Source organism: Haloplanus salinarum (genome assembly GCF_009762275.1).
In the GTDB taxonomy this organism is placed as follows: domain Archaea; phylum Halobacteriota; class Halobacteria; order Halobacteriales; family Haloferacaceae; genus Haloplanus; species Haloplanus salinarum.
Genome location: NZ_CP034345.1, coordinates 685,649 through 709,919, shown reverse-complemented (window position 1 = coordinate 709,919; position 24,271 = coordinate 685,649). Strand labels below are relative to the sequence as shown.

Genomic DNA, 24,271 nt, shown 5'->3' with positions numbered 1-24,271 from the left:
CTGCCGTCCGAGTGTATCAAACCATTAGTTCCCTCGACCGGTCGGTTGCGGTATGAGTTCGGACGAGCCGCCGGATCCTGAGGAGTCGGTGCGGGAGGCCGTCGAGCGGTCACGGAGCGGCGCGCCGGCCGTCGGGGAGGTGGTGCGCGATCGGTTCTCGACGGACGAGGTGTTCCAGCGCATCGTCGCGGCGGCCGACGAGGAGATCACCGCGGGGAGCCGCGAACTGTTCTTCTCGGGGCTGGCCGCCGGCTTCGCCATCACGATCACCTTCCTGCTGTACGCGTCGTTGACGGCGTCGACCGACGGCCACCCGGTGCTGAGCGCGATGCTGTACCCGCTTGGGTTCATCTACATCATCATCGGCGGCTACCAGCTGTACACGGAGAACACGCTCCCGCCGGTGGCGCTGACGCTCGAACGGCTGGTGAGCGTCCCGGCGCTGTTGCGCAACTGGATCGTCGTCCTCGCGGGCAACTTCGCCGGGGGGACCCTCGGTGCCGCCGCGCTGGCGTGGGGAGGCGTCTTCTCGCCGTCGACGGCGGCGACGGCCGTCGAACTCGGGCGCAAGGGCGTCGAGACGGCACCCGCGACGCTGTTCGTCAAGGCCGCCTTCGCCGGCCTGATCGTCGCCGGCGTCGTGTGGGTCGAGTACGCCGCCCGCGACACCGTCTCGCGGATCGTCGTCGTGTATCTCGCCTTCCTCGCGGTGCCGCTCGGCAACCTCTTTCACATCGTCGTCTCCTACACCGAGATGGTCTATCTGATCCTCGTCGACGACCTCCCGGTCGTCGTCGGCATCACCGAGTTCGCGCTGCCGGTGTTGCTCGGCAACACCCTCGGCGGCGTCCTGCTGGTGACCGTCGTCAACTACTTCCAGACCACCGAACACCGCCTGAAATCCGCCCGGTTCGAGGGCGCGAAACGCCAGCTCTCCCCACGCGAGTGGCTGTTCGGCGGCCTCGCCGGGCGGGCGTACGTCCCCCTCGTCAACACCGGCGAGCAAGTCGAGGACAGCGACGGTCCCTATCGGGTGATCGTCCCGATAGCGAACCCACGGACCGAGCGGCGGCTGATCGAACTCGCCTGCCTCGTCGCCAGCGCCAGGGAGTCCGCGGTGGTTCACCCGGTCCACGTGGTGCAGATGCCCGACCAGCGGACCGGCGGGTACGGCGCCGGACAACACCGCCGGATCATCGAGGAGTCCGACGAACTCCTCGACGGGGTTCGGGAGACGATTCGGGACCACGACGTCGCCGTGGAGACGTCGACCATCGTCTCGCATCGATCGTTCGACGAGATATTCGACGTGGCCGAACGGGAGAACGCCGACCTCCTGATGATCGGCTGGGACGACAGCCGCCCGTGGACGACCGGCCGCGGCGGACGGTCGCTGACGGACCTGCGCGGTGCGCCGCCCTGTGACTTCCTGGCCCTGCGGGACCGGGACCTCGACACCTCACGGCTCCTCCTGCCGACCGTCGACTCCCCGGACTGCGCGCTCGGGGCCGAAGTGGCCCGGGCGCTCGGTTCGACCGCCGACGCGTCGAGTACGCTCCTCCACGTCGTCGACGGCCCCGAGGACCGCACGGCCGGCGAGGAGTTCCTGCAACGGTGGGCCACCGATCACGGCCTCGACGACGCCGACGTGGTCGTCGACACCTCCGGCGACGTCGAGCGGGCCATCGCGAAGAGGGCGGCCGATCACTCGCTGGTCGTACTCGGCGCGGTCGAACGGGGACTGCTCCCCCGGCTGGTCACCGACTCGCTCAAGCTCGACGTCGTCGACGAACTCGACTGTTCGGTGTTGTTGGCCGAGCGCGCGACGGGTCGGAGCCTCCGCGAGAAGCTGTTCGGCCGGCGGGCGGATCCCCGCGAACCGCAAAAGCGCTGATCCGGTGGGGCGCGGTCAGATCCCCCGCACGCCCTCGATGACGCCGAGCGTCTCTAGGATCATCCACGCGAGGAAGAGGAGATAGAGCCCGAGCAGCGCGTACGCCTCGGGGTCGGTCAGTTCGAGGTGCGTCCGGGTGAGGACGACGAACACGAGCGTCACGAACGCCAGGAACCCGAGCATGGGGACGGCGACCAGGAAGTCGATGGTCGCGGATCCGGCCAGCAGGACCCCCACCGGGATGGCGACGAGGAGGTTGAACGTGTTGCTCCCGAGGACGTTCGTGAGGCTGGTGATGCTGTCGTCTTCCTTGGCCGCGCGGACGCTGACGAAGGCGTCGGGCAGGCTGGTCGCGGCGGCGATGACGGTGACCCCCCAGAGGAAGGAGGGGGTGTCGAAGAGGGCACCGAGCGCGAGGACGGCACGGACGATGCCCTCGACGCCGACGGCGATGAGCACGAGGGCGACGACGAGCCACCCCCACTCGCGGCGCACCGCGACGTCCGACGGCGGGGCGGCCGTATGCTCGCGCGTGTCCTGATACTGGAGGAAGACGTAGACGCCGTAGGTGAGCAGGGGGAGGACCGCGAGCGTGGGCGTGAGGATGGCCGCCTCGTTCGTCCCGCCGGGCACGTACGTCGCGCCGAGGGCGAACGTGAGAAAGAGGACGAGGACGCTGATGATGTAGAACTGGGCGTCCTTGTGGACGATGTCGCGGGTCGTCTCCAACTCCTCGCTCGCGAGGGCGGACACCGCGGGGATCACGAGCAGGTTGAAGATGGCGCTGCCGACGATGGCGCCGACGCCGAGCGAGAACTCGCCGTGGACGAGCGTGCTGATGACGACGGAGCTGAGCTCCGGAAAGCTCGACCCGACGGCGACGACGACGGCGCCGTGGACGGCGACCGGCAGCCCGTAGTGGCGGCTGAGCCGCCCCGCCGACGATTCGAGCCGCTCGCTCCCCGTCCAGATGACGGCCGTCGAGACGAGCGCCAGGCCGACTGCGAGCGTGGGACCGAGCACCGCCCGGGTGGTCGGCCGGGAAGGGCAAAAACCCATCCCGTTTCCGGGCACCCGCCAGTATAAGTGCCGAGGAGGAGAGTGGCCGGACGTGTCCGATCGGTGGCTCTACGCCTGGGGGTTGGCCTCGCTGGGCCTCGGCGGCGCGTCGCTCATCGTCCCGCTGTACGTCGTGGAGTTGGGCGGCGGGCCGGCGACGCTCGGGGTCCTGGCGGCGGTGGCCGCGGCGGCCGGCACGCCCGGAGCCCTCGGGGTCGGGTGGCTCGCCGACCGTACCGGTCGCCGGCGGCGGTACGTCCTCGCGGCGGTCGGCACCGTCGCCGTGGCCCTGACGGCCGTTCCCCTGCTCGACTCCATCGCCGCCGTCGTCGTCGCGAACGCGGCCGTCTGGCTCGCCTTCGCCGCCGCGGTGCCGGTCCTCACCCTCCTCGCCGTCGTCGACACGCCGGAGTCGGCGTGGAGCGACCGGATCGCCCGCCTCAACGAGGTCCAGGGGGTCGGGTGGGCGCTCGGCCTGCTCGTCGGGTTCGTGGTCGTCCTCGCCGGCGATCGGCTCGGCTGGTCGGCGATCGCCGCCCAACGTGCCGTCTGTCTGGTCTGTGGGGCCAGCGCGGGCGTCGGGGGTCTCGTCGCCGTCGGGTCGCTCCCCGCCGACTCCGACCCGGACCGCCCCGGCGCCGCCCCGGCACCCCGCCGCCTGCGCCGCGCGCTCCGTGCCGCGCGGCCGTTCGGGGTCCGCGGCGCGAGTTTCCCCTTCACCCCCCGTCGGATGGACGTCCGCGGCCTCCATCCCCGACGGTTCGTGCGCCGGTTCACCCCCGACCTCGCCGTCTTCTTCCTGGCCGTCGCGCTCGCGTTCGCGGGGTTCGGGGCCTTCTTCGCTCCCCTCCCCGCCTACCTCGCGGGCGTCGGCGTCGGCGACTCCGGCGTCTTCGGCCTCTATCTCGCCTTGAACGTCGCCGCGGCCGCCTTCTTCGGCGTCGCCGCGACGCTCACGGCGCGGTACGACGTGACGCTGGTCCACGTGAGCGCTCTGGCGGTCAGGGGCGTCGCGTTCCCGGCCCTCGTGGTGACCGGCGGGGCGTTGGCGCCGACCGTCGCCCTGTTCGTCGCCGTCGGCTTCGCGTGGGCCGTCGTCGCCGTCTCGGCCGGGACGCTCGTCACGCGACTCTCGCCACCGATCGTCCGCGGGGAGGCTCTCGGGGTGTACAGCGCCCTCTCGACGTTCGCGGGCGGCGTCGGGAGCGTCGCCGGCGGGTGGCTGGCCGCGAGGGGATACCTGTGGACGTTCGGCGTCGCGGGCGGCCTCGTCGTGGCGGGCGCGGGGGTCGTTCTCCTCCTTCGGCGACGCGTCGGGCGGGGGCGGACCGCCGGAACGGAGCGGACGGTTTATTCCACGGACGGTCCAGACTGAGGTATGGACACCTGGCAGCGCCGGACGCTGATCTACGTGGTCATCTTGGTGGGGGTGATGCTCGGCTACGCGGCGGCCTACGACGCCGGGATGAGTCTCTTCGAGGGCTCGCCGATCGGCTTTCTGCACGCGCTCCAGGTCGTCGTGGAGACGTTCACGACCACGGGGTACGGCTCCGACGCCCCGTGGTCGAGCGCCGCGATGAACCTCTTGGTCATCGTGATGGATCTGACCGGCGTGGTCCTCATCTTTCTCGCGCTCCCGGTGCTCGTCTTCCCGCTGTTCGAGGAGGCCATGTCGACGACGGTGCCCGCGGCCGCCGAGGAGGACCTCACCGACCACGTCGTCGTCTGTACGCTCACGCCGCGGGGCGAGACCCTAGTCGACGAACTCGACTCGTGGAACGTCGACTACCTGATCCTCGAACCCGACCGCGAGCGCGCCCGGGACCGCTACGAGGAGGGGTACGACGTGATCCACGCGGATCCCCAGTCCGTCGATAGCCTGGAGGCCGCCCGCCTCCCCGCGGCTCGAGCCCTCGTCGCCGACGACACCGACCCAGTGAACACCAGCATCGTCCTGACTGCGAAGGAGGTGGCGGAGGACGTCCGGACGGTGAGCGTCGTCGACGACCCCGAGCGGGAGCGGTACCACCGCCTCGCCGGCGCCGACGACGTGCTCTCGCCCCGGGCGCTGCTGGGCGAGGGCCTCGCCGCCAAGGTGACGACGGGAGTCTCGACGGAACTCGGCGAGGCCATCGAGGTCGGCGAGGACTTCGAGGTGGCGGAGCTTCCGATCCACCGCGGGAGCGAACTCGTCGGCCGCACCATCGCCGAGAGCGGCATCCGCGAGCGAGCGGGGGCGAACGTCATCGGGGCGTGGTTCCGCGGCGAGTTCGAGAGCCCGCCGGATCCCGACGCCGTCCTCGACGGCGGCACCGTGTTGCTGGTCAGCGGTCGCGAGCGACAGATCGAGCGACTGAAGGACATGACCCTGTCGGCCGTGCGCTCGTTCCGCCGGGGGCGGACGGTCGTCGTCGGTCACGGCGAGGTCGGGCGGACCATCTCCGACGCGCTCACCGGAGCGGACGTCTCACACGTTGTCATGGACCACGTGGAGGACCCGTCGGTCGACGTGGTCGGCGACGCGACCGATCCCGACGCCCTGGCGCGGGCGGGTATCGAGGACGCCCACACGGTCATCCTCGCGCTCCCCGACGACACGCTCACCGAGTTCGCTATCCTCGTCGCGCGCGACCTGAACCCGTCGATCGAGCTGATCGCCCGCGCCGAGGAGACCGAGAACGTCCAGAAGATGTACCGCGCCGGCGCCGACTACGTCCTCTCGCTGGCGACGGTCAGCGGCCGGATGCTCGCCTCCACGATCCTGGAGGACGAGGAAGTGATCTCGCTCGACAAGCAGGTGGAGGTGATCCGGACCCACGCCCCCGGTCTCGTCGGGCGGACGCTCGGCGAGGCGGACGTCCGCGCGCGAACCGGGTGTACGGTCGTGGGCGTCGAGCGGGACGGCGAGGTGGTGACCGACCTCGGTCCCGAGTTCCGGATCCGGGAGGGCGACGAACTCGTCATCGCCGGCACCGACGAGGGGACCAACCGCTTCACCGAGACGATGGGGTCCCGCGGCGACTGACCGGGCGTTACTCGCCCGGCATCACGACGAGTTTGCCGACCGTGTCGCGCTCGGCCATGGTCCGGAAGGCCTCGTCGGTAGCGTCGAGCGGGAAGGTGCGGTCGATCCGCGGCGACAGGTCACCCACGGCGACGAGGTCGACCAGCCGTTCGAGGTCCGCCTGCGTCCCCATCGTGCTCCCGACGATCCGCTTGTGTCCCCGGAATAGGTCCGCGATGTCGATTTCGGAGGTCGGGCCGGCGGTCCGGCCACAGACGATCATCCGTCCTCCGCGGCGCATCACTCCCATGCCGAGGTCGGTGTACTCGCCGCCGAGGTGGTTGAGGACGGCGTCGGGCGCGCCGATGGACTCGACGGCCGACCGGAGGTCGTCGGGATCGGTGCCCTGGATCGTGTGATCGGCGCCCAGCTCCGCGACGGTCTCCAGTTTCGACGCCGAGGAGGAGGTCCCGATGCTCCGGACGCCGAGCACGTCGGCCAACTGGACGGCGGCGACGCCGACGCCGCCGGTCGCGCCGGGGACGAAAAGGAGGTCGCCGGGCTCCAGCTCCGCCCGCCGGAGCATGTGGTAGGCGGTCAGATACGCCGTGGGGAGCGCCGCCGCCGTCGTCGCGTCCACGTCGTCCGGGAGGGGGATCAGGCGTGACGCCTCGACGCGGGCCGTCTCCGCGAGCCCCCCGTGGTACAGCGAGTAGGACGCACAGAGGTTCTCCGGGCCCTCCCGGCAGAACCGACAGTGCCCACACGTCTCGTTCGGACAGAGCACGACCCGGTCGCCGGGGGCGACGGCGGTGACGTCATCGCCCACCTCGCGAACCGTCCCCACCACGTCGAGTCCGCTGACGAAGGGGAGGTCCGTCGGATCGACCATCGCCGACGCACCGTTCAGGATCCAGAGGTCGTGGTGGTTGATCGAGCAGGCGTCGACGTCGACGGTCGCCTCGCCCCGATCCGGTTCGGGGGACTCCCGTTCGATGACGCTCACGCCGTCCGGTCCGATCAGTTCGGTGAATGCAGCGGCACGCATCGGTCGGAGGTGCGCCGCCGGCGACGTAAGCGTAGGGGTATCGCGTGCGAAACGTTACCGGGCGTCTCCGATGACTTAACCGTGCGGGCCGCGAAGTGATCGTATGAGCGAAGAGACAGGGCGTCGGAACCTCCGAATGCCCGACGACGACGAGTTGTTCGCCGTGGTAACGGAGCACAACGGCGGGAATCACGTTCGCGTCCGCTGTGAGGACGGCGAGAACCGGATGGGGCGCATCCCCGGCCGCATGAAGTACCGCACTTGGATCAACGAGGGCGACGTGGTCCTCGTCGAGCCGTGGGACTGGCAGGACGAGAAGGCGAACATCGAGTGGCGCTACTCCGGGAAGGACGCCGACCAGCTGCGCCGCGAAGGCCACATCGACTGAGACTGTTTATTGTAAGTCATGACCGGAGGTTCGCCAGGACAGTCCGGCGAACCACCGGTGAACAGTTACAATAATCCGTACGAAGCCGCCGTTGGTCGGTCCCGGTCGACGGCGACCGGAGGCCCCGACGACCGAGTTTTTCACGACGCGTCGACCGTCGAGTCCCAACCCCGGTCCGAGCGGACGGATCGAACGGTTCCGCGGATCCGACTGTTTTGACTACACGAACGGCCGACGATATCGCAACTCCCGTCCCGTTCTTACGGTTATACTGGCCCCATACCCAACGACTTTTGTGTTCCCTCCGGGGATAGTCGCCATGGACGAAAAACCGGACCTCGATCGCTTCGACTCGCGGCGGTCGACGGTGTACGCACAGGACGGGCTGGTGGCGACGAGCCAGCCACTCGCCACGCAGGCGGGCGTCGCGGCCCTCCGTGGGGGGGGCAACGCCTTCGACGCGGCGGTGACGACGGCCGCGGCGCTGAACGTCGTGGAGCCCATGAGCACGGGCATCGGGGGCGACGCGTTCGCGCTCTACCGCACCGCCGACGGCGAGGTGGGTGCCTTCCGCGCCTGCGGCGGGGCGCCCGCCGCGGCGACCGTCGGGACCGTCCGCGAACGCGTGGCCGAGCGGACGGGAACCGACCCCGACGCGGCGTCGATGCCGGCGGACGGTCCACTCGCAGTCACCGTCCCCGGCACCGTCCGCGGGTGGGAGACGCTGCTCGACGACCACGGCACCCTGTCGCTGTCGCGGGCGCTCCAGCCGGCCATCGACTACGCGACCGAGGGCTTCCCGGTCAGCGAGGTGATCGCCGATATGTGGACGGTCGCCGAGACGCTGTTCACCCGGGACGACGCCCGCAAGGAGTACCTGATCGAGGGGCGGGCGCCCGAGGCGGGCGAAGTGGTGAGGCTTCCGGACCTCGGGTCGACGCTCCGCACCCTCGCGGCCGAGGGAGCCGGCGCCCTCTACGAGGGACCGCTCGCCGAGCGTATCGCCGGGACGGTGCGCGAGCGGGGCGGCCTGCTGACGGCCGACGACCTCGCGGGCTTCGAACCGGAGTACGTCGATCCCGTCTCGACGACCTACCGCGGCGCGGAGGTGTACGAACTCCCGCCGAACAACCAGGGGTTGGTCGCGCTCGAGGCGCTGAACGTCGCCGAGGAACTGGACGCCGGCGCCCACGACTACGACGCCGCCGACCGGGTCCATTACTTCGCCGAGTCGCTGAAGCGGGCGTTCCACGACGGCCACCACTACATCACCGACCCCGCGTTCGAGGACGTGCCGCCGCTGGGATCGAAGTCCTACGCCGCCGAGCGGGCGGCGACGGTCGGCGAGCGGGCGGGCTCCGTCACGGTCGGCGGACCCGGCGCCCCGGGCGACGGCGACACCGTCCTCCTGACGGTCGCCGACGAGGCGGGCAACGTCGTCTCCTTCATCAACTCCATCTTCGGCCACTTCGGGAGCGGCGTCGTCGTCCCCGGAACGGGCATCACGCTTCAGAACCGTGGGAGTTCGTTCTCGCTGGACCCCGACCATCCGAACCGGATCGAACCCGGCAAGCGACCCTTCCACACGCTTATTCCCGGGCTCGTCCGGTTCGACCGCGACGACTGGGCGGCCTTCGGCGTCATGGGCGGGTACATGCAGCCACAGGGCCACCTCCAAGTGCTCGCGAACCTCCTCGATTACGACATGCCGCTCCAGGCGGCGCTCGACGCCCCGCGCTGGCGCTACCTCGAAGACGGGTCGCTGGCCGTCGAGGACCGCTTCCCCTCGGGACTGCTCCCGAAACTCGCCCGTCGGGGCCACGACGTGGTGGTGAAGCCGGCCTCGGAGTTCGGCGGCGGCCAGATCACGCGGGTCGCCGACGGCGTCATCTCGGGGGCGACCGAGCCCCGCAAGGACGGGAGCGCCGCGGGCTTCTAGCGGAGTCGGGCGAGGGCGTGGTAGCCGACGAGGCCGGCGAGGAAGGCGACGCCGACGTTCGTCAGGAGCGCGAGGACGCCGATGGCGCCGGTCAGGAGCGGATCCTCGGTGTCGGCGCCGGCCCGGCCGAGCTCCACCGCGACGAGGACGAGGACGACGCCGAGGACGGCCATCGGGAACGCGGCCACGAGGTCGACGGCGACGACGGCGAGCAGGAGGTAGCACCCGCCGAGGACGAGGTTCGAGGTGGCGGTCCGGGCGCCGAAGGCGTACTTGCCGGCCACGCCGCCGCTCCCGTGACACATGGGCATCGCCCCCAGCGGCATCGCCAGCAGGTTCATCACGCCCATGCTCGTCGAGAGGTCGTCGGGCGAGGTGTCGGCGTCGAAGTATTCGTCGACGAGCAGGGCGGTGGCGACGGCGGCGTTGCCGACGGTCATGGCAAGCTGGCCGAGGGTCGCGCCGACGGCGTTCCGGGAGACGACGAGCGTCGACGGATCGAGGAGCACGGGGGTCGGGAGCCGGGGCGTGACGGTCCCGGCGGCGCCCGCGGCGACGACGCCCCCCATCGCGAGGACCGCCAGGGCGGCGGCGTTCCGGTAGCCCAGCGCGACGGCGGCCAGGGCGACGACCACGGAGAGCGCGGCGAGTCGCGGGGCCCCGAGCCCCGTCGTCACGCCCGTCCGGAGGAGGACGAGCGCCACCCCGACCTGGATGCCCCGGACGACCGGTTCCCCGACGTAGGGCGCCAGCCGGTCCAGCGTCCCCGTCGTCCCGACCAGGAGGAGCGTCACGCCGGCGAGCAGTCCCGCGGCGACGTACTCCCCACCCGAGAGGCCACCGGCGATCACCAGGGCCGCGAGCGCCTTCATCGGCTCGACGGATATCGGATAGCCGTAGTAGAGTCCCCACACGACCTGAAAGAGCGCGAACCCGAGGAGGAGCCGACCAAGCGAGAGGTCGGTGAGCGCCGCGACGGCGACGACGATGGGGAGGACGGTGACGGTGTCCCCGACGGCCCCCGTCACCTCGCCCCAGGCGACACCGAACCGCGTTCCGCGCCAACTAGCCAACGACATCGTCCCCGCCTTCCCGCTCGACGGGGAAAGAAGCATCGAGAAACTGATATATAGTACGATTCGGCGGTGATGTGACCGGTTTCGGTTACGTCCGGGGGACGGTGGCCGGTCGAGCGGGGCGATCGGGGCCCGACGCGTCTAAACCGCTCTCGGAGCTTCGTGAATTTTCTAAACGTTTTTGCGGCCGTTGTAAAACGATCCGAACCGACCGTTCGGTCGCGTTAATCGAGCGAAACGACACGAAGACACCGCAACGATTTGCCCCCTATATGGGGGTGGGGGGACAAGCGATGAGTGGAGCCAGTCACCATGTCCACGCCCGAATCCAGGCCCCTCGACGGCACCGCCGCCGAACCGACCCCGGCCCTCCAGGATACCCTCCGTTCGGCCCTCACGTACGCGGCCCTGCCCATCCGTTTCGTCGCCTTCTGGCTGGCGACGCTGCTCCCCCTGACGTACCTCCCGTTGCTGGCGACGGGGACGGTGACCGGCCACCGCCTCGCGTTCGCGGGGTTGCTCACCCTGAACGCCGTCGCGTTCGTCGTCGGCCACTCCTACAACCCGCCCGAGTGACTGCCCGGGACCGACTGGTTCCGCCCCGGGAACCGGAATCCCTTTTCGCCCGCCCGCGCAACGTGTCGGTATGGAAGTACGCGAAATCGAGGGGCTCGGCCCCGCGGAGCGGGCGGCGCTGTTCGACCGCGACGCGGGGGTCGAGGGCGTCCGCGACGACGTCCGTGGGATCGTGGACCGCGTCCGCGACGAGGGCGACGTGGCCGTTCGGGAGTTCTGTCGCGAGTTCGACGGCGTCGAGGTCGGCAACCTGGACGTGACCGACGCCGCGGCGGCCGCCCACGAGGACGTCGATCCGGACGTCCTGGCGGCGATCCGTGAGGCCGCGGACAACGTCCGGGCGTTCCACGAGCGCCAGCGCCCCGACGACTGGCGCGAGGACTTCGACGGCCGCGAACTCGGGCGGCGGTTCCGTCCGCTCGAACGGGTCGGTGTCTACGTCCCCGGCGGCGCGGCCGCCTACCCCTCCAGCGCGCTGATGGGGGTCGTCCCCGCGAAGGTGGCGGGGGTGGATCACGTCGTGGTGGCGACGCCGCCGGCCGAGGAGCTGAACCCGGCGACGCTCGCGGCCATCCACGAGGCGGGTGCGGATGCCGTCTACAGCGTCGGCGGCGCGCAGGGCGTCGCCGCCATGGCCTACGGGACCGAGACGGTGACACCCGTCCAGAAGGTGGTCGGCCCGGGCAACCGCTGGGTGACCGCCGCCAAAGCCGAGGTCCGGGGTGACGTCGACATCGACTTCCTCGCCGGCCCGAGCGAGGTGCTCGTCCTCGCCGACGGGACGGCCGATCCGGCCTACGTCGCCGCCGACCTGTTGGCCCAGGCCGAACACGACGACCACGCCTCGGTCGTCGCCGTGACGGACGACCCCGACCTCGCGGCGGCAACCGCCGACGAACTCGACGCCCGGGCACCGGGGATGGCACGGGCGGAGACGGTCGAGGCGGCGCTCGCGAACGACGCCAGCGGCGTCTTCCTCGCCCGTTCGATGTCGGAGGCCGTCCTCTTCGCCGAGGAGTACGCCGCCGAACACCTCTCGATCCAGGCCGAGGACGACGAGGAACTGCTCGACCGGATCGACAGCGCCGGGAGCGTCTTCCTCGGCCCGTACACCCCCGTCGCCGCCGGCGACTACGCCTCCGGCACCAACCACGTCCTCCCCACCGGCGGCGGCGCGAAACGCTTCGGCGGCCTCTCGGTCGAGACGTTCCTGCGCTCGACGACCGTCCAACGACTCGACCGGGACTCCCTCGACGCCCTCTCGGGGACGATCACCACTCTCGCCGAGGCCGAGGGCCTCCACGGCCACGCCGACAGCGTCCGCCGCCGGTTCGAGTAGTCCACAACGTTGAGTACCCGGGGCCGCGAAGGGGCCGACGATGCGTCCCTCCAACGCCGTTCCGACCGCCCTGAGTCGAACCCGCTCGTCGCTCGAACGCCTCTCCGCCGGGTTTCGCTGGCTCCTCGCCGCCCTCGTCACGGGACTCGTGGCGGCCCTCGGCCTGACCCGTTCGGGACTCCACCGCCTCGCTGCCCTCCGTGCGCCCGTCGCACGGGTCGTCCGCGGTCCGCTCGCGGCGCTCGTCCTCGGTCGTCGAGCAGCCGTCTCCGTGATCCTCGTCGGGATCACGCCGGTCCTCGCGGCCCTGACCGCGGGCGCCGTCGCGTCGACGACCGGTTACCGCCCGCTCGAACGGTGGCTCGTCGGCACGTGGACCGGCACGGATCCCCGAATCGTCGTCTTCGTCGGCGCGGCCCTGCTCGTCGGGCTGGCCGCCGCCGGTGCCGCCGCGAGGGCGGGGCTGGTCCCCACGGGCCTCCTGGTCGCCGGCCCCGTCTTCGGCGTCGCCGTCACGCGCTACGGCACCGTCGTGTCCACGTACGGCGGCGAGCGGGTCGTCTCCCTGCCCGATGCCGTCGCCGTCGCGGCCGGCGTGGCCGCCGTCGGGAGCGTCGCCGTCGTCGCCGTCGGCTACCCGCTCGGGGCTGCGTGTCGACGGGCCGTCCGGATCGTCCGGACGGATCGCGGCGAACGTAACGAGGAATGATTACGTCTTCCCGTCAGTGTTAACACGTTCGACGGTGTATAGGCGTTCATGAGCACGGAGCACGCGAGCGGGGCGAGCGACGGTGTGGTGAAGATCACCCCCGAAGCCGCCACGCAAGCCCTCGAACTGATGGATCGCGAGGGGATGGATCTGGACGTCGGTGGCCTGCGACTGTTCGTCCAGCAGGGCGGCTGTGCGGGCCTCTCCTACGGAATGCGGTTCGACGACGAACCCGAAGAGGACGACATGGTGGTCGAGTCCAACGACCTGCGCGTGTTCGTCGATCCGGCGAGCGCCGACTACATCGGCGGGTCCGTCCTCGATTACGAGGCCGGCCTCCAGGCCGAGGGATTCCACGTCGAGAACCCGAACGTCGTCTCGGAGTGTGGCTGTGGGGAGTCCTTCCGAACCTGAGCCCGGGTCGTCGCTCGCGACCCGTTCGGCGCCCGACGACGTAACCGTCTACGTCGACCGGACGGCCCCCGACCGCGGCACCCACGGTCCGTTCTTCGTCGCCTACTGTTCCCCCGACTGCGACCGCCGGTGGGGCTACCTCTGTGGCAACTGCGACGCCTTCGACACCGCCATGGACACCATGGGGCGCATCGAGTGCAACGCCTGTGGCAACCTCCGGAAACCGGACCGCTGGGACGCCGCTCACGAGTGATCCCTCGCCGTGACAACACTTATCATCCGACCCGCCGTAGTGGCTCGTACATGGCCCCTGTTACCATGCCACCCGTCGAAGAGGCCCGGCGGATCTTCCGTCGCCTCGGCTACTCCGTCGACGGCGACGGGACCGATCTCCGGGCCGAGCGGAAATGGCGGACCGTCCACGTGACTGCACTCGACGCCGACGAGGCGTCCTCGCCGCGACGCTTGCGCGCGGACGGCGGGCGATCCGAGTATCGCCTCCGCTGTTTCGTCACGTGGATGGAGGCCGCAGGGGACCTCCGCGACCGACTCGCCGGACTCGATCCCGACTACGAGTGGGCGGTCATCGGCGTCGAAGACGCGGGCGAGGACTACGAAGTCGTCGACCGCGTCGGAACGGCGGCGTAGCCGCGCCGCACTTTTACGTCCCCGGCGACCACGCGGTAGGGTATGGCCGAGTTCGCACTCCAGTCCGACCTCGTCGGACGGGCGCTCGTCGAGTTCGCCGAGCGACTCGTCGACACCCTTCCGACCGTCATCACGGGCGTGGTCTTTCTCGTCCTGGCGGTCCTCCTCGTCAAACTCGTCCTCACGGTCCTGAATGCCGTCCTCGCGCGGACGATGCGCGGGCAGTCGCCCGTCTACCGACAGTTCCTGACGACGGTCGTCGCCGTCTTCCTCTGGTTCGGCGTCGGCCTCTCGACGCTCTCGGTGGTGGGACTGGAGGGCATCGCCGCGTCGCTCGGCACCGCCGCTGGCTTCGTCGCCCTCGGCGTCTCCTACGCCACGAGCGACATGATCGCCGACGCCGTCGCCGGCATCTACCTCCTCCGCGACCCCGACTTCGAGGCCGGCGACACCGTCCGCGTCGGCGACATGGAGGGAATCGTCCGGTCCATCGAACTCCGGAAGACCCGCTTCGACGTCGACGGCGACACCGTCGTCCGTGGGAACGCCGACATCGAGGCCCGTTGGACGAAAGTCGACCGCGAGCGGGTCTGAGACCGGCGATTCCGTGCGCCCCGTTGTCATCCCGCCCGCGTGCTTTATGTCCGTTCCGTGTGAAATCGTGGTATGTTCGTGGGTCACGCCGCCGTCGCGTTCGCCATCGTCGCGGGCGGCGCGGTCCGGCGGGGCTGGACCGCGGAACGGGTCCTCGCCGTCGGTCTGCTGGCGGGGGCCTTCGCCGCGCTCCCCGACGTCGACATCGCGTACGCCCTCGTGGGCGTCGCGGCCGCCGCGAGCGGCGACGCCCTGAGCCTCGCGACCGCGTTCTGGTCGACGGGGAACCTCGTCCACCGTGCGGTCACCCACTCGCTGATACTTGCCCCGCCGGTCGCCCTCGTCGCGGCGCTCGCAGGCCCCGCCCGTCGGGACACTCGCCTCGGTGCGTTCGCCCTCGCCGCCGGCGTCGTCGTCCTCGCCTGGTCCGTGAGCGGCCCGCTCGGCGCCGTCGTCACCGTCCCGTTCGTCATCGGTGCGATGGCCCTCGGGGTGCTCGCCCGCCGATACACCGATCACGCCCCGCCGACGGTGTTCGCGGTGGGGCTGGTCGGCCTCGTCACCCACCCGTTCGGTGACCTCGTCACCGGCGAACCGCCGGCGATGCTCTACCCCCTCGACACGGCGCTCGTGGCCGAGCGTCTCGTCCTCGCCGCCGACCCGACGCTCCACCTCCTCGCCGCCTTCGGCGTCGAACTCGCGACGGTCTGGGCGGCCGTCGCCGTCGCCGGGGCCGCGACGGGACTCCGGCCCCGGACGGTCGTCTCCCGGCGGGCGAGCCTCGGTGCGGGCTACGCGGCGACGGTCCTCCTCATTCCGGCGCCGACGCTCGACCTCTCCTACCCGTTCGTGTTCTCGGTGCTCGGGGTCGGCCTCGTCGGCGCCCTACCGCGGGTACGTCTCGTCGGTACCGCCGACGGGCCGACCGTGGAACCGCCCGACTGGGTCGTCGCCGGCCTGACCGGGCTGTCGGCGATCACGGTCGCGTGGCTGGCCTACACCGTCGCCTACGTGGTCGTGGGGTGAGAGAGAAGGGGGTCTCAGTAGCCCCGCGAGATGAGGTACTCGGCGAGATCCTCGAGGAGCGATCGAGCCTCGTTGTCTGGGAGGGCATCGAGGTCGGCCTTGCTTTGCTCGACGAGCGAGCGGGCCTTCTCACGGGCGTACTCGATGCTGCCCACCTCGTTCAGCGTCTCGACCGCCGACTCGACGGCCTCGTCGGTGAGCGCGTCGGCGTCCTCGGCGTCGACCAGTCCGTCCACGTCGACGCCCTGTTGCCGGGCGTGGAGCGTGATCAGGGTCTCCTTGTTCTCGACGAGGTCCGAGCCGCGCTGCTTGCCGAGGCGCTCCGAGGGCACCGTCAGGTCGAGGACGTCGTCCTGGATCTGGAACGCGGTGCCCGAGTGGATGCCGTAGTCGTAGAGCGCGTCGACGACGTCGTCCTCGGCGTCGAGCAGGATCGCCGGCGTCGCGGCCGCGTCCCCGTACAGTACGGCGGTCTTGGACTCGACCATCTCCAGATACTCCTCCGGGAGCACCTCGGTCCGGTGTTCGAACTCGACGTCGAGGGCCTGGCCCTCGCAGATGCGCGTACAGGTGTTCGCGAGCATCCGCATCGCCTCCAGACCGTTCTCGGGGGCGGCCCCCGTCTCGGCCATGATCTCGAAGGCCGTCGAGTAGAGCGTATCGCCCGCCAGGATGGCGGTATCGACGTCGTAGGCCTCGTGGACGGCCGGCACGCCACGGCGGAGCGTGTCGTCGTCCATGATGTCGTCGTGAATGAGCGTAAAGGACTGGATGACCTCCAGGCTCAGGGCGCCGGCCATCACGTCGACGTCGTCGCCGTCGAGTGCGGGGAACTGCCGGTAGTCGACGGAGAGCGGGGGCACGTCCGCGATGGCCTCGGCGACCAGCAGCGACACCGTCGGTCGGAGTCGCTTCCCGCCGGCCTTCAGCAGGTACCGCGAGGCCTCCCAGAGCCGTTCGGGTTCCACGAGGGGAAGGTCCTCGTCGATGGCCGTGTTGACCTGCTCGCGGCGCTCGCGGACCGCGGCGAGCACCCGCTCTTCCGTCGAGTCGGCCGTCATTCCACCAGTTGGATCATGTTGCCGTTTCGCGTGACGTGCAGGTCACGGCCCAGGTCGTAGCCCTGACTCTCACACAGGTCGACGTAGGGGGCGAACCCTTCGAGGTCCTGGTGTGCGGGGATGACGTGCTGGGGCTGGAGGGCGTCGAGCATCTCGTAGTGGCCCTCCTGACGGAGGTGGCCGGAGACGTGGATGTCGTCGTAGATGCGGGCGCCCTGCATGCGGAGCAGACGCTCGGACTGGTAGCGCTGGCCCTCGTTGGTCGGCTCCGGAATGACGCGGGCCGAGAACAACACCTTGTCGCCGTCTTCGAGTTCGTAGGGGGTCTCGCCGCGACCCATCCGGGTGAGCATCGCCCGCGGCTCGCCCTGGTGGCCCGTCACGATCGGCAGGTAGTTCTCCTTGCCTTCCTTCATGATCCGCTTGAACGTGCGGTCGACGGACTTCCGGTGGCCGTACATCCCCAGGTCGTCCGGGAAGTCGACGAAGTCCAAGCGCTCGGCGGTGCCCGAGTACTTCTCCATCGAGCGCCCGAGCAGGACGGGCTGGCGTCCGATGTCCTTCGCGAACTCGACGAGGCTGGTGACGCGGGCGATGTGGGAGCTGAACGTCGTGGCGACGATACCCCCGTCGTAATCCTCGACCGAGTACATCACGTCGCGGAGGTGTTTCCGGGCGACGGACTCGCTCGGCGTGCGGCCCTTCGACCCGGCGTTGGTGCAGTCCTCGATGTAACAGAGGACGCCCTCGCCCTCGCGACCGATCTCGCGGAACCGCTTCATGTCGATCGGATCGCCGATGACGGGCGTGTGATCCATCCGCTTGTCCAGCCCGTAGACCACCGCGCCCTCCGGCGTGTGGAGGACGGGGTTGATCGCGTCGATGATCGAGTGGGTCACGTTCACGAACTCCAGCTCGACGGAGCCGGAGTCGCCGATGGACATGGTCTCGCCGGCGTCCATCTTGACCAGGTCGTTGTCGACGTTGAACTTGTTCTCGCCCTCGACCTGTTGTTTCACCAGTTCGATGGTGAAGGGCGTCGCGACGACGGGGGCGTCGTAGCGGTGGGCGAGTTTCGAGATGGCGCCGATGTGATCCAGGTGGCCGTGGGTCGGAACGATGGCCTGGACGTCGCCCTCGAGGTCGCTCATCACCCGGTCGTCCGGGATGGCGCCCATGTCGATCAGATCGAGACTGTGCATCTGTTCGGTTTCGACGTTGTCGTGGATCAGCACCTGCGAGAGGTTCAGACCCATGTCGAAGACGACGACGTCGTCACCGGCGCGGACGGCAGTCATCTGCCGCCCGACTTCCTCGTAACCGCCGATCGTTGCGATTTCGATTTCCATGGTTAGCATTGAAATGCCACGGACGTGGCGGACCGCTCACGCAAATCCCGTCCTCGGGGGCCACCGGCCCCGGCGTCTTACAGCACGTCGGTCGCTGGTCCCCGCGTGCGGCCGCTGCCGCACTTGCCCGCGGGTCACTGGTAGCGGGCACTACACACCGGGGTAATAAAAACTACGTGGGTCCACGCCGCCGTCCGGCCTACCGCTCGGCGGGGACGCTGTCGGCCACGGCGTCGGCCCACGCGAAGGCGACGCCCGCACGCTCGGCGGTCAGGGCGTCGCGCTCGGAGTCGCCGACGAACAGCGTCCGCTCGGGATCGGCCCCCAACCGGTCGACCGTCGCCAGCAACGGCGTCGGATCGGGCTTGTGTGTCGCCACCGAATCCCGCCCGACGACGACGCCGACGTGGGCGGACAGGTCGTGCCGGTCCAGCGCCAGCCGACAGGCCGACTCGGCGTTGAGCGAACAGACGCCGACCGGTCGGTCCCGGTGGGGGAGGCGGTCGGCGAGCGGGAGGCGGATGGACCGCTTGGCGCCACGGCGCTCGTGGGCCGCGAGGATCGACTCCAGTTCGTCCGCCAGGCCGTGTTCGGGCGCGGTTTCGAGCAGGGACCAGAGGTCCGCGTCGGCGTCGACGCCCGCCTCGGCGAACGCCGCCGTCGCCTCCTCGGCGGCGGCCTTCCAGTTGACCGCCAACCTGACGAGCGTCCCGTCGAGGTCGTAGACGATGGCGTCGTGGTCGTCGATGCGGATGCTCACGCCTCCGCGTACGTCGCCCCCGATAATGGGGGCTTCGGTCGGACCGTCCGGTGGCGATGACCTTCGTCAGAACTCTTTTGTGGGCGTATCGAGTACCGATATTTATGCCGACGACCGTCGGTCACCACGGCCAGCGGATCGCCTTCGAGCGCACTCTCCCGCTCGCGAGGTGCTGTCCCTGTCCGTGTCTCACGCCCCGCCGACCGACGGAACCGTCCGCCCGCTTCCCGGCCCACGCGGCAACGCGTCCGCCGGTCGCTACGGGCGACCGCGGGCGGTCTCGTACGTATGCGTAACCTCCTCGCCGCCGCCCGCCGCCGCGTCAGCGAGGACCTCGCGGCGATCCGCGAGCGCGACCCGGCGGCCGGGAACCGCCTCGTCCTCCTCACCTGCTATCCCGGCCTCCACGCGCTGTGGATCTACCGGATCGCCCACCTGTGTTGGACGAGCGACCACCCCGTCCTCGCGCGCCTGCTCTCGCAGTTCGCCCGGCTGATTACGGGAGTCGAGATCCACCCCGCCGCGGAGATCGGTCGTCGCGTCGTGATCGATCACGGCATAGGCGTGGTGATCGGTTCGACCGCCGAGGTCGGCGACGACGTCCTCATGTACCACGGGGTCACGCTCGGGAACCGCCGGCCGGTCGACGGCAAGCGCCACCCGACCGTCGGCGACGACGTGATGCTCGGAGCCAACGCGACCGTCCTCGGGCCCGTGGAGATCGGTCGGGGGGCGACCGTCGGCGGCGCCGCGGTCGTCGTCGAACCGGTCGACCCCGACACGACGGTCGTGGGCAATCCCGCCCGTCCCGTGGGCGACACGCACCTCGTCGACGACGGGGAACCGGTCCGCGACGGGAACGCGGAGATCGATCGCATCGTCTGTGATGGGGGTCGCTGCTGAGCCGAGACCGGCGACGACGGGCGCTGACCGCTGCCGGCGCGCCGGCCGCGAGTTATTTACTGTCGGACGGTCTACATCTATTCATGTTCCGCCCCCCCACGGTGCTGTGTGTCACCCTGCTTCTGCTCGTGGCCCCCGCGGCTCCGGTCGCCGCCCAGTCGAGCGATACGGCAACGCTCACCGTCACCGTCCGCGACGCCGACGGCGACCCCGTCGGCGACGCCGACCTCGACGCGACGTGGTCGGACGGGTCGACGACGGCAACGACCGCCGCCAACGGCAAGGCGTTCGTGGACGTCCCCGCCGACGCCGAGGTCGAAATCGCCGTCACGCACCCGCGATACGTCCGGAACTCGCCGTACGTCGTCGAGTCCGCGAGCGAGCGCGAGGTCGAAATCGTCGTGTACCGCCGGAGTTCGGTCCGTCTGGAAGTGAACGACGACGACGGCTCGGTCGCCGACGCGTCGGTGCGCATCGAGCGGGGCGGGTTGACCTACGAGACGGGGACGACCGGCCCGGACGGCGTCTTCGAGTCCGACGACCTCCAGGCGGGAACGTACACCATCGTCGTCAGGAAGCCCGGCTACTACGTCCGGCGCAAGTCCATCGATATCGAGGGGTCGATCACGAACCGGGTGGCGCTGCGACGCGGCTCCGCGCCCGTGACCGTCCGCGTCGCCGATCCCTACTTCGATCCACCGCGTTCCGTCTCCGGGGCGACCGTCAGCCTCGGCGACGTCGCCACCGACCGGACGAACCGGACCGGGAACGTCACCGTGACCGCCCCGGTCAACACCGAGTACACCCTGCGGGTGACCCGCGACGGTTACCGCACCGTCGAGCGCGAGGTGACGGTCGACGAGACGGCCGAAACCGTCACGGTCGACCTCACGCGCACGCGATCGATCACGCTCGAAGCCGTCAACGAACGGGTGGTGGCGGGGGAACGGACGGTCCTCCGGGCGACCAACGCGTACGGCGACGGCGCGGCGGTGGCGGCGGTCTTCCTCGACGGGGAACGGGTCGGCACCACCGACGGGAACGGCGAGGTCACGGTGCGGATCGCCGACCCCGGCACGCACACGCTGTACGTCAGCAAGGACGGCGTCCGATCGAACGAGGTGCAGGTCGAAGCGATCGGCGACGGCGGGACGGCGACGCCCAGCGTGACGGAGACGGCGGGGACGGATCCCACCGCGACCGGGACGCCGGCCACGACGACGGGGACCAGCCCCGGATTCGGCGCGTTCCCCGCTCTGTTCGCTATCCTCGCCCTCCTCGCCGTCGCCTGCGGACGCCGTTAACCGCCCCGCAGGGCCGCGACGACGTCGGCGGGGTCGGCGTCGAGGCCGCCGCCCTGCGCGAACGTCGGCCCGCCGCCACCGCCGCCGCCGAACCGCTCGGTCACCCCGTCGACGACGTCGCCGGCGTCCACCTCGCCGGTCGTCGCGACGACCACGTACGGGGCCGATCCCTCGCCCACGACCGCGAGGGCGTCGACGTCGTCCCCGACGCGTTCCTTCGCCGCCTCGCCGACCTCGTTGGGGTCGAAGTCGGCGACGGTGCCGATCCGCCAGACCGCCCCGTCGCGCTCGGCCGTCGGCAGATCGGCCAGCCGCGCGTCGAGCACCGCCGATTTGTACGTCCGTACCGCCGCTTCGAGGTCGTCGCGCTCCGCCCGCAGGGACGCGACCGCCTCGTCGAGGTCGGTGACGTTCGTATCGAGGTCGCGGGCGGCGTCGAGGGCCGCCCGGCGGACGGTCGCCCGGCGGTCGATCGCCCCGGGCCCCACCGCGAACTCGACGCGGGTGAGCCCCTCCCCCGGGTTCGACCGGTCGAGGACTTCGATCGGCCCGATCTCGCGAGTGTTCGCCACGTGCGTTCCGCCACAGGCGGCCACGTCCCAGCCCTCGACCTCGACGAGACGGACCGTGTCGGCGTCGCTCATCACGCCCTCTTCGGTCTTGGTGTTGAACGCCACCTCGTCGCGGGCGCGGGCCTCCTCGACCGGGACCTCCTCCCAGGAGACGGGGCGGGAGTCCCACACCGCGCGGTTGGTGAGCCGTTCGAGTTCCACCAGCACCGCGTCGTCGACGTCGGTCGTCGTCGCGAGGTCGACGCGGACCTTCTCGGCGTCGATGTCGAACCCGCCGTAGCCGAGGTCGTCGAGGAGTCGCCGGCCGGCGCCGTAGAGGAGGTGGCTCGCCGTGTGCGCACGCATACAGTACGTCCGGAACTCGTCGTCGATCACGCCGACCACCTCGTCCCCGGGCGACAGGTCCGGATCCTCGGCGAGGTGATGTACTACGCCGTCGTCGCCGGTCTGGACGTCGACCACGGGGACGCCCGCGAGCGTGCCGCGGTCGGCGGGCTGGCCGCCGCTCTCGGCGTAGAAGTACGTCCGGTCGAGGACCACCTCGCCGCCCGCCGCGGCCGTGACGGTCGCCTCGAACTCCCGTACGTCGGGGTCGGCAGGAGCGCGCGTCTGCATGGGCGGGGGTCGGACGCCCGACGCATAAATCCGTTCGGCTCGCGGCCGGTCCGTCTCCGTGTCAATCCTCGGTCGGTGATTGGTTCCAGCGGTCGTGCTGAATCCAAGGCGCATACGTCGGCCGGTTGCTCGACGAAGAGGTTTTCATCCGGCGACATGAAGCCGCGGTATGGACCTGGATCGTGCCGCCAAGTTCGGGTCCGTCGGAGCCATCGGCGTCGTCCTCGTCGCTCTTGGGACCGTCGGCCTGATGCGACTGGCGTGGACCGAGAGGATCAGTGGCGCCGAGGGAATGGCCGTCGGCACCGTGGTGATCGTCGGTATCGCCGGGACGGCGATCACGATCCTGTTCCTGTTCGTGGTCATCGGGGCCTTCCTCGACCGGGAACTGGAAGCGAGAGAACTCGGCGATCCCGAGGAGTGAGATAGGACGACTGACCGAAGTGAGCTAACTCACCGGTAGACGACTCCGCTGTATCCCGCACCCCGGTCGTGCCGGACAGCGGGGTTCGACGGAGCCACCGATCCGCCTCACTCGTCGACGACGTCGATCCCGAACCGCTCCTCGACGGCGCGGACGAGGGAGCCGCCGACGCCGGCGCGCGTCGCCCGCCCTTCCTCCAGCGCGCGGACGTCCGCCTCGTCGGCGTCGAGTTCGGCGGCGAGTTCCTCGACCGTGAGGCCGGCGTCCTGTCGTGCGCTCTCGATCCGGTCGCCGTAGTTCGTGACGAGGTAGGGGAGCCGGTCGGACTCGTAGTCGGTCCCCTCCTCCTCCCAGCGCTTCGTGTTGCTGCGGGCGGCGTCGTAGACGCGCGCGGTGTTCCGGGCGGCGCGCTTCCGGCGGTTGGGTTCGTCGGCGTCGGTGCGCGACCCCGAGGACCCGGACGCGGAGTCGGAGCCGGAGCCGGAATCGGAGCCACGCCCGCCGGTGTCACCGTGTGGCGCACACTCGGAACAGACGAGCAACTTCGCGCCTGCGACCGTCGCCCGTTCGAGCGACGACGTCTCGCGACCGCAGAGTTCGCAGGCGTCGCCGTCGTCGCCGCCGCCGCCGGACCCCGTGGAGTACTTCGCCATACCCCGTGTACCCGGTCGTCCTATTTCAACTCCCTGCCCGAGCCGTCTCGTACGGCGTCTCGTCACAGTGTACCGGTGGTTCGCCAAGACGGTCCGGCGAACCACCGGTCATGACTTACAATAGACGGTATCAGGCGAACAGCGATTCGAGGTGGTCGAACTGCGCGTCGAGTTCGCGGCGCCGCTGTCGCTTGATGACCGTCGCGTCGAGAAGGTCGCCGACGAGCGCCACGTCGAGCGAGAAGTCGGTCTCCGCCTCGACCCGGACGCCCGCCTCGCCGGCGTCCTCGATCCGGTAGACGGTCCGCATCGACTCGAAGATGCCCTCGGCCTGTTCGTAGGCCAGGACCGCGTCCGGTTCCTCGATCCGTCGGAGCGCCAACTCGAGCTGGGCGATGCCCACCCGGTTGACGAGGTGAATCTCGTCGCCGTCGACGGTCACCTCGTCGAACCCGGCCGAGAGCATGAAGGGCTCGACGTCGAGGATCGCGTCACGGACCGCCGACTCGGGGCCCGATATCGTCCGCGAAACGCTGACTGTCTCCATGGTGGTGTTCCTCTTGCCTTCCCCAAGAACCCCGGGCACGGTGATCTGTGTGTCGAACGTGTTCGGGGCAAACGTCTGGCGGGTACTCTCCCAACCTCGATGTATGTCAGGCGTCGAATCGCTGTTGGCCGAGACGGACGCCCCGCCGACCGGTGACCACGAGGTGCTCGACGTGCGCGACCTGCCGCCGCCACAACCCCTGAAGCGAACGCTCGAGACTCTCTCCGACCTCGACGAGGAGGGGGTACTGGTGCAGGTGAACGACCGGGTGCCTCAGCACCTGTTCCCGCGCCTCGACGACCGGGGGTTCGTCTACGACACCGTCGAAGCGGAGGATCGTGCCGTGACCGCCATCTGGCGGGAGTGACG

General features: G+C 70.3%; 26 protein-coding genes. 17 read left to right on the top strand and 9 right to left on the bottom strand.

Annotation, left to right across the window (positions count from 1 at the left end; genetic code table 11):
• The first annotated feature begins 52 nt into the window (after nucleotides 1-52).
• Nucleotides 53-1,894, top strand: a complete 1,842-nt coding sequence (locus EI982_RS04865; RefSeq protein WP_157688415.1) for a formate/nitrite transporter family protein — start codon at nucleotides 53-55, stop codon at nucleotides 1,892-1,894.
• 15 nt (nucleotides 1,895-1,909) lie between these two features.
• Here EI982_RS04865 and EI982_RS04860 read toward each other — a convergent pair whose 3' ends face one another.
• Nucleotides 1,910-2,953, bottom strand: a complete 1,044-nt coding sequence (locus tag EI982_RS04860; protein WP_157688414.1) for a sodium:calcium antiporter — start codon at nucleotides 2,951-2,953, stop codon at nucleotides 1,910-1,912.
• Nucleotides 2,954-3,005: 52 nt separating this feature from the next.
• Here EI982_RS04860 and EI982_RS04855 point away from each other — a divergent pair, with 52 nt between their 5' ends.
• Both EI982_RS04855 and EI982_RS04850 read left to right on the top strand, forming a co-directional pair.
• Nucleotides 3,006-4,328, top strand: coding sequence for an MFS transporter (locus EI982_RS04855; RefSeq protein WP_157688413.1), 1,323 nt, complete (start codon nucleotides 3,006-3,008; stop codon nucleotides 4,326-4,328).
• A gap of 3 nt (nucleotides 4,329-4,331) precedes the next feature.
• Nucleotides 4,332-5,978, top strand: a complete 1,647-nt coding sequence (locus tag EI982_RS04850) for a potassium channel family protein (RefSeq protein WP_157688412.1) — start codon at nucleotides 4,332-4,334, stop codon at nucleotides 5,976-5,978.
• 7 nt (nucleotides 5,979-5,985) lie between these two features.
• Here EI982_RS04850 and EI982_RS04845 read toward each other — a convergent pair whose 3' ends face one another.
• A complete protein-coding gene (locus tag EI982_RS04845) occupies nucleotides 5,986-7,005 on the bottom strand; it encodes an alcohol dehydrogenase catalytic domain-containing protein (RefSeq protein ID WP_157688411.1) in 1,020 nt (339 codons plus the stop codon).
• A gap of 103 nt (nucleotides 7,006-7,108) precedes the next feature.
• Here EI982_RS04845 and eif1A point away from each other — a divergent pair, with 103 nt between their 5' ends.
• Together eif1A and ggt are read left to right on the top strand one after the other, a co-directional pair.
• Nucleotides 7,109-7,393, top strand: coding sequence for a translation initiation factor eIF-1A (gene eif1A, locus EI982_RS04840; RefSeq protein WP_157688410.1), 285 nt, complete (start codon nucleotides 7,109-7,111; stop codon nucleotides 7,391-7,393).
• A gap of 319 nt (nucleotides 7,394-7,712) precedes the next feature.
• Complete coding sequence (ggt, locus tag EI982_RS04835) at nucleotides 7,713-9,332, top strand: gamma-glutamyltransferase (protein WP_157688409.1); 1,620 nt, start codon at nucleotides 7,713-7,715, stop codon at nucleotides 9,330-9,332.
• Here ggt and EI982_RS04830 read toward each other — a convergent pair.
• Nucleotides 9,329-10,411 (bottom strand): putative sulfate/molybdate transporter, encoded by a 1,083-nt coding sequence (locus EI982_RS04830; protein WP_157688408.1) that lies wholly within the window; start codon nucleotides 10,409-10,411, stop codon nucleotides 9,329-9,331. The two genes, ggt and EI982_RS04830, sit on opposite strands and share 4 nt — an antisense overlap.
• A 309-nt stretch (nucleotides 10,412-10,720) precedes the next feature.
• Here EI982_RS04830 and EI982_RS04825 point away from each other — a divergent pair, with 309 nt between their 5' ends.
• From EI982_RS04825 to EI982_RS04790, 8 genes are all read left to right on the top strand, one after another.
• Nucleotides 10,721-10,984: a DUF8028 family protein gene (locus tag EI982_RS04825; protein WP_157688407.1), complete on the top strand. Its 264-nt coding sequence runs from the start codon at nucleotides 10,721-10,723 to the stop codon at nucleotides 10,982-10,984.
• A gap of 70 nt (nucleotides 10,985-11,054) precedes the next feature.
• Complete coding sequence (hisD, locus tag EI982_RS04820; RefSeq protein ID WP_157688406.1) at nucleotides 11,055-12,323, top strand: histidinol dehydrogenase; 1,269 nt, start codon at nucleotides 11,055-11,057, stop codon at nucleotides 12,321-12,323.
• 40 nt (nucleotides 12,324-12,363) lie between these two features.
• Nucleotides 12,364-13,032: a DUF8071 domain-containing protein gene (locus EI982_RS04815; protein WP_157688405.1), complete on the top strand. Its 669-nt coding sequence runs from the start codon at nucleotides 12,364-12,366 to the stop codon at nucleotides 13,030-13,032.
• 48 nt (nucleotides 13,033-13,080) lie between these two features.
• Nucleotides 13,081-13,446, top strand: coding sequence for a HesB/IscA family protein (locus EI982_RS04810; RefSeq protein WP_157688404.1), 366 nt, complete (start codon nucleotides 13,081-13,083; stop codon nucleotides 13,444-13,446).
• Entirely contained in the window at nucleotides 13,424-13,699 is a 276-nt protein-coding gene (locus EI982_RS04805) for a DUF5816 domain-containing protein (RefSeq protein ID WP_157688403.1), read from the top strand. The genes EI982_RS04810 and EI982_RS04805 overlap by 23 nt, the downstream gene beginning before the upstream one ends.
• 50 nt (nucleotides 13,700-13,749) lie before the next feature.
• Nucleotides 13,750-14,094 (top strand): DUF7116 family protein, encoded by a 345-nt coding sequence (locus EI982_RS04800; RefSeq protein WP_157688402.1) that lies wholly within the window; start codon nucleotides 13,750-13,752, stop codon nucleotides 14,092-14,094.
• A gap of 42 nt (nucleotides 14,095-14,136) precedes the next feature.
• A complete protein-coding gene (locus tag EI982_RS04795; protein ID WP_157688401.1) occupies nucleotides 14,137-14,688 on the top strand; it encodes a mechanosensitive ion channel domain-containing protein in 552 nt (183 codons plus the stop codon).
• A 72-nt stretch (nucleotides 14,689-14,760) separates the two neighbouring features.
• Nucleotides 14,761-15,714 carry a metal-dependent hydrolase gene (locus EI982_RS04790; protein ID WP_157688400.1) on the top strand — a complete coding sequence of 318 codons (954 nt, stop codon included), beginning with the start codon at nucleotides 14,761-14,763 and terminating at the stop codon, nucleotides 15,712-15,714.
• A 14-nt stretch (nucleotides 15,715-15,728) separates the two neighbouring features.
• Here EI982_RS04790 and idsA3 read toward each other — a convergent pair whose 3' ends face one another.
• From idsA3 to EI982_RS04775, 3 genes are all read right to left on the bottom strand, one after another.
• Complete coding sequence (gene idsA3 / locus EI982_RS04785) at nucleotides 15,729-16,775, bottom strand: geranylfarnesyl diphosphate synthase (RefSeq protein ID WP_157688399.1); 1,047 nt, start codon at nucleotides 16,773-16,775, stop codon at nucleotides 15,729-15,731.
• Nucleotides 16,772-18,124, bottom strand: a complete 1,353-nt coding sequence (locus tag EI982_RS04780; protein ID WP_157688398.1) for a ribonuclease J — start codon at nucleotides 18,122-18,124, stop codon at nucleotides 16,772-16,774. Before EI982_RS04780 ends, idsA3 begins: the two co-directional genes overlap by 4 nt.
• Before the next feature lie 199 nt (nucleotides 18,125-18,323).
• Nucleotides 18,324-18,884 carry an HAD family hydrolase gene (locus EI982_RS04775; protein ID WP_157688397.1) on the bottom strand — a complete coding sequence of 187 codons (561 nt, stop codon included), beginning with the start codon at nucleotides 18,882-18,884 and terminating at the stop codon, nucleotides 18,324-18,326.
• 288 nt (nucleotides 18,885-19,172) lie between these two features.
• Between EI982_RS04775 and cysE the strand changes: the two genes are divergently transcribed.
• Both cysE and EI982_RS04765 read left to right on the top strand, forming a co-directional pair.
• Nucleotides 19,173-19,787 (top strand): serine O-acetyltransferase, encoded by a 615-nt coding sequence (gene cysE / locus EI982_RS04770; RefSeq protein WP_157688396.1) that lies wholly within the window; start codon nucleotides 19,173-19,175, stop codon nucleotides 19,785-19,787.
• An 83-nt stretch (nucleotides 19,788-19,870) separates the two neighbouring features.
• Nucleotides 19,871-21,091, top strand: coding sequence for a carboxypeptidase regulatory-like domain-containing protein (locus EI982_RS04765; RefSeq protein ID WP_157688395.1), 1,221 nt, complete (start codon nucleotides 19,871-19,873; stop codon nucleotides 21,089-21,091).
• Here the strand turns inward: EI982_RS04765 and EI982_RS04760 are convergent.
• Nucleotides 21,088-22,278, bottom strand: coding sequence for an alanyl-tRNA editing protein (locus tag EI982_RS04760; RefSeq protein WP_157688394.1), 1,191 nt, complete (start codon nucleotides 22,276-22,278; stop codon nucleotides 21,088-21,090). The genes EI982_RS04765 and EI982_RS04760 overlap by 4 nt on opposite strands.
• Before the next feature lie 169 nt (nucleotides 22,279-22,447).
• Between EI982_RS04760 and EI982_RS04755 the strand changes: the two genes are divergently transcribed.
• Nucleotides 22,448-22,702 carry a hypothetical protein gene (locus EI982_RS04755; RefSeq protein WP_157688393.1) on the top strand — a complete coding sequence of 85 codons (255 nt, stop codon included), beginning with the start codon at nucleotides 22,448-22,450 and terminating at the stop codon, nucleotides 22,700-22,702.
• Nucleotides 22,703-22,809: 107 nt separating this feature from the next.
• Here EI982_RS04755 and EI982_RS04750 read toward each other — a convergent pair whose 3' ends face one another.
• Together EI982_RS04750 and EI982_RS04745 are read right to left on the bottom strand one after the other, a co-directional pair.
• Nucleotides 22,810-23,355, bottom strand: coding sequence for a helix-turn-helix domain-containing protein (locus EI982_RS04750; protein ID WP_157688392.1), 546 nt, complete (start codon nucleotides 23,353-23,355; stop codon nucleotides 22,810-22,812).
• Nucleotides 23,356-23,485: 130 nt separating this feature from the next.
• Nucleotides 23,486-23,902, bottom strand: coding sequence for an SRPBCC family protein (locus tag EI982_RS04745; RefSeq protein WP_157688391.1), 417 nt, complete (start codon nucleotides 23,900-23,902; stop codon nucleotides 23,486-23,488).
• A gap of 103 nt (nucleotides 23,903-24,005) precedes the next feature.
• Here EI982_RS04745 and EI982_RS04740 point away from each other — a divergent pair, with 103 nt between their 5' ends.
• On the top strand, nucleotides 24,006-24,269 hold the full coding sequence (locus EI982_RS04740; RefSeq protein ID WP_157688390.1) for a DUF2249 domain-containing protein: 264 nt from the start codon (nucleotides 24,006-24,008) through the stop codon (nucleotides 24,267-24,269).
• The last annotated feature ends 2 nt before the right edge of the window (nucleotides 24,270-24,271 follow it).

What these genes read in the sequence shown, in the direction of transcription:
- EI982_RS04865 (WP_157688415.1), top strand. Translation starts at nt 53, where the DNA reads ATGAGTTCGGACGAGCCGCCGGATCCTGAGGAGTCGGTGCGGGAGGCC.
- EI982_RS04860 (WP_157688414.1), bottom strand. Translation starts at nt 2,953, where the DNA reads ATGGGTTTTTGCCCTTCCCGGCCGACCACCCGGGCGGTGCTCGGTCCC.
- EI982_RS04850 (WP_157688412.1), top strand. Translation starts at nt 4,332, where the DNA reads ATGGACACCTGGCAGCGCCGGACGCTGATCTACGTGGTCATCTTGGTG.
- EI982_RS04845 (WP_157688411.1), bottom strand. Translation starts at nt 7,005, where the DNA reads ATGCGTGCCGCTGCATTCACCGAACTGATCGGACCGGACGGCGTGAGC.
- eif1A (WP_157688410.1), top strand. Translation starts at nt 7,109, where the DNA reads ATGAGCGAAGAGACAGGGCGTCGGAACCTCCGAATGCCCGACGACGAC.
- ggt (WP_157688409.1), top strand. Translation starts at nt 7,713, where the DNA reads ATGGACGAAAAACCGGACCTCGATCGCTTCGACTCGCGGCGGTCGACG.
- EI982_RS04830 (WP_157688408.1), bottom strand. Translation starts at nt 10,411, where the DNA reads ATGTCGTTGGCTAGTTGGCGCGGAACGCGGTTCGGTGTCGCCTGGGGC.
- EI982_RS04825 (WP_157688407.1), top strand. Translation starts at nt 10,721, where the DNA reads ATGTCCACGCCCGAATCCAGGCCCCTCGACGGCACCGCCGCCGAACCG.
- hisD (WP_157688406.1), top strand. Translation starts at nt 11,055, where the DNA reads ATGGAAGTACGCGAAATCGAGGGGCTCGGCCCCGCGGAGCGGGCGGCG.
- EI982_RS04815 (WP_157688405.1), top strand. Translation starts at nt 12,364, where the DNA reads ATGCGTCCCTCCAACGCCGTTCCGACCGCCCTGAGTCGAACCCGCTCG.
- EI982_RS04810 (WP_157688404.1), top strand. Translation starts at nt 13,081, where the DNA reads ATGAGCACGGAGCACGCGAGCGGGGCGAGCGACGGTGTGGTGAAGATC.
- EI982_RS04800 (WP_157688402.1), top strand. Translation starts at nt 13,750, where the DNA reads ATGGCCCCTGTTACCATGCCACCCGTCGAAGAGGCCCGGCGGATCTTC.
- EI982_RS04795 (WP_157688401.1), top strand. Translation starts at nt 14,137, where the DNA reads ATGGCCGAGTTCGCACTCCAGTCCGACCTCGTCGGACGGGCGCTCGTC.
- EI982_RS04790 (WP_157688400.1), top strand. Translation starts at nt 14,761, where the DNA reads ATGTTCGTGGGTCACGCCGCCGTCGCGTTCGCCATCGTCGCGGGCGGC.
- idsA3 (WP_157688399.1), bottom strand. Translation starts at nt 16,775, where the DNA reads ATGACGGCCGACTCGACGGAAGAGCGGGTGCTCGCCGCGGTCCGCGAG.
- EI982_RS04780 (WP_157688398.1), bottom strand. Translation starts at nt 18,124, where the DNA reads ATGGAAATCGAAATCGCAACGATCGGCGGTTACGAGGAAGTCGGGCGG.
- cysE (WP_157688396.1), top strand. Translation starts at nt 19,173, where the DNA reads ATGCGTAACCTCCTCGCCGCCGCCCGCCGCCGCGTCAGCGAGGACCTC.
- EI982_RS04765 (WP_157688395.1), top strand. Translation starts at nt 19,871, where the DNA reads ATGTTCCGCCCCCCCACGGTGCTGTGTGTCACCCTGCTTCTGCTCGTG.
- EI982_RS04760 (WP_157688394.1), bottom strand. Translation starts at nt 22,278, where the DNA reads ATGCAGACGCGCGCTCCTGCCGACCCCGACGTACGGGAGTTCGAGGCG.
- EI982_RS04755 (WP_157688393.1), top strand. Translation starts at nt 22,448, where the DNA reads ATGGACCTGGATCGTGCCGCCAAGTTCGGGTCCGTCGGAGCCATCGGC.
- EI982_RS04750 (WP_157688392.1), bottom strand. Translation starts at nt 23,355, where the DNA reads ATGGCGAAGTACTCCACGGGGTCCGGCGGCGGCGGCGACGACGGCGAC.
- EI982_RS04745 (WP_157688391.1), bottom strand. Translation starts at nt 23,902, where the DNA reads ATGGAGACAGTCAGCGTTTCGCGGACGATATCGGGCCCCGAGTCGGCG.
- EI982_RS04740 (WP_157688390.1), top strand. Translation starts at nt 24,006, where the DNA reads ATGTCAGGCGTCGAATCGCTGTTGGCCGAGACGGACGCCCCGCCGACC.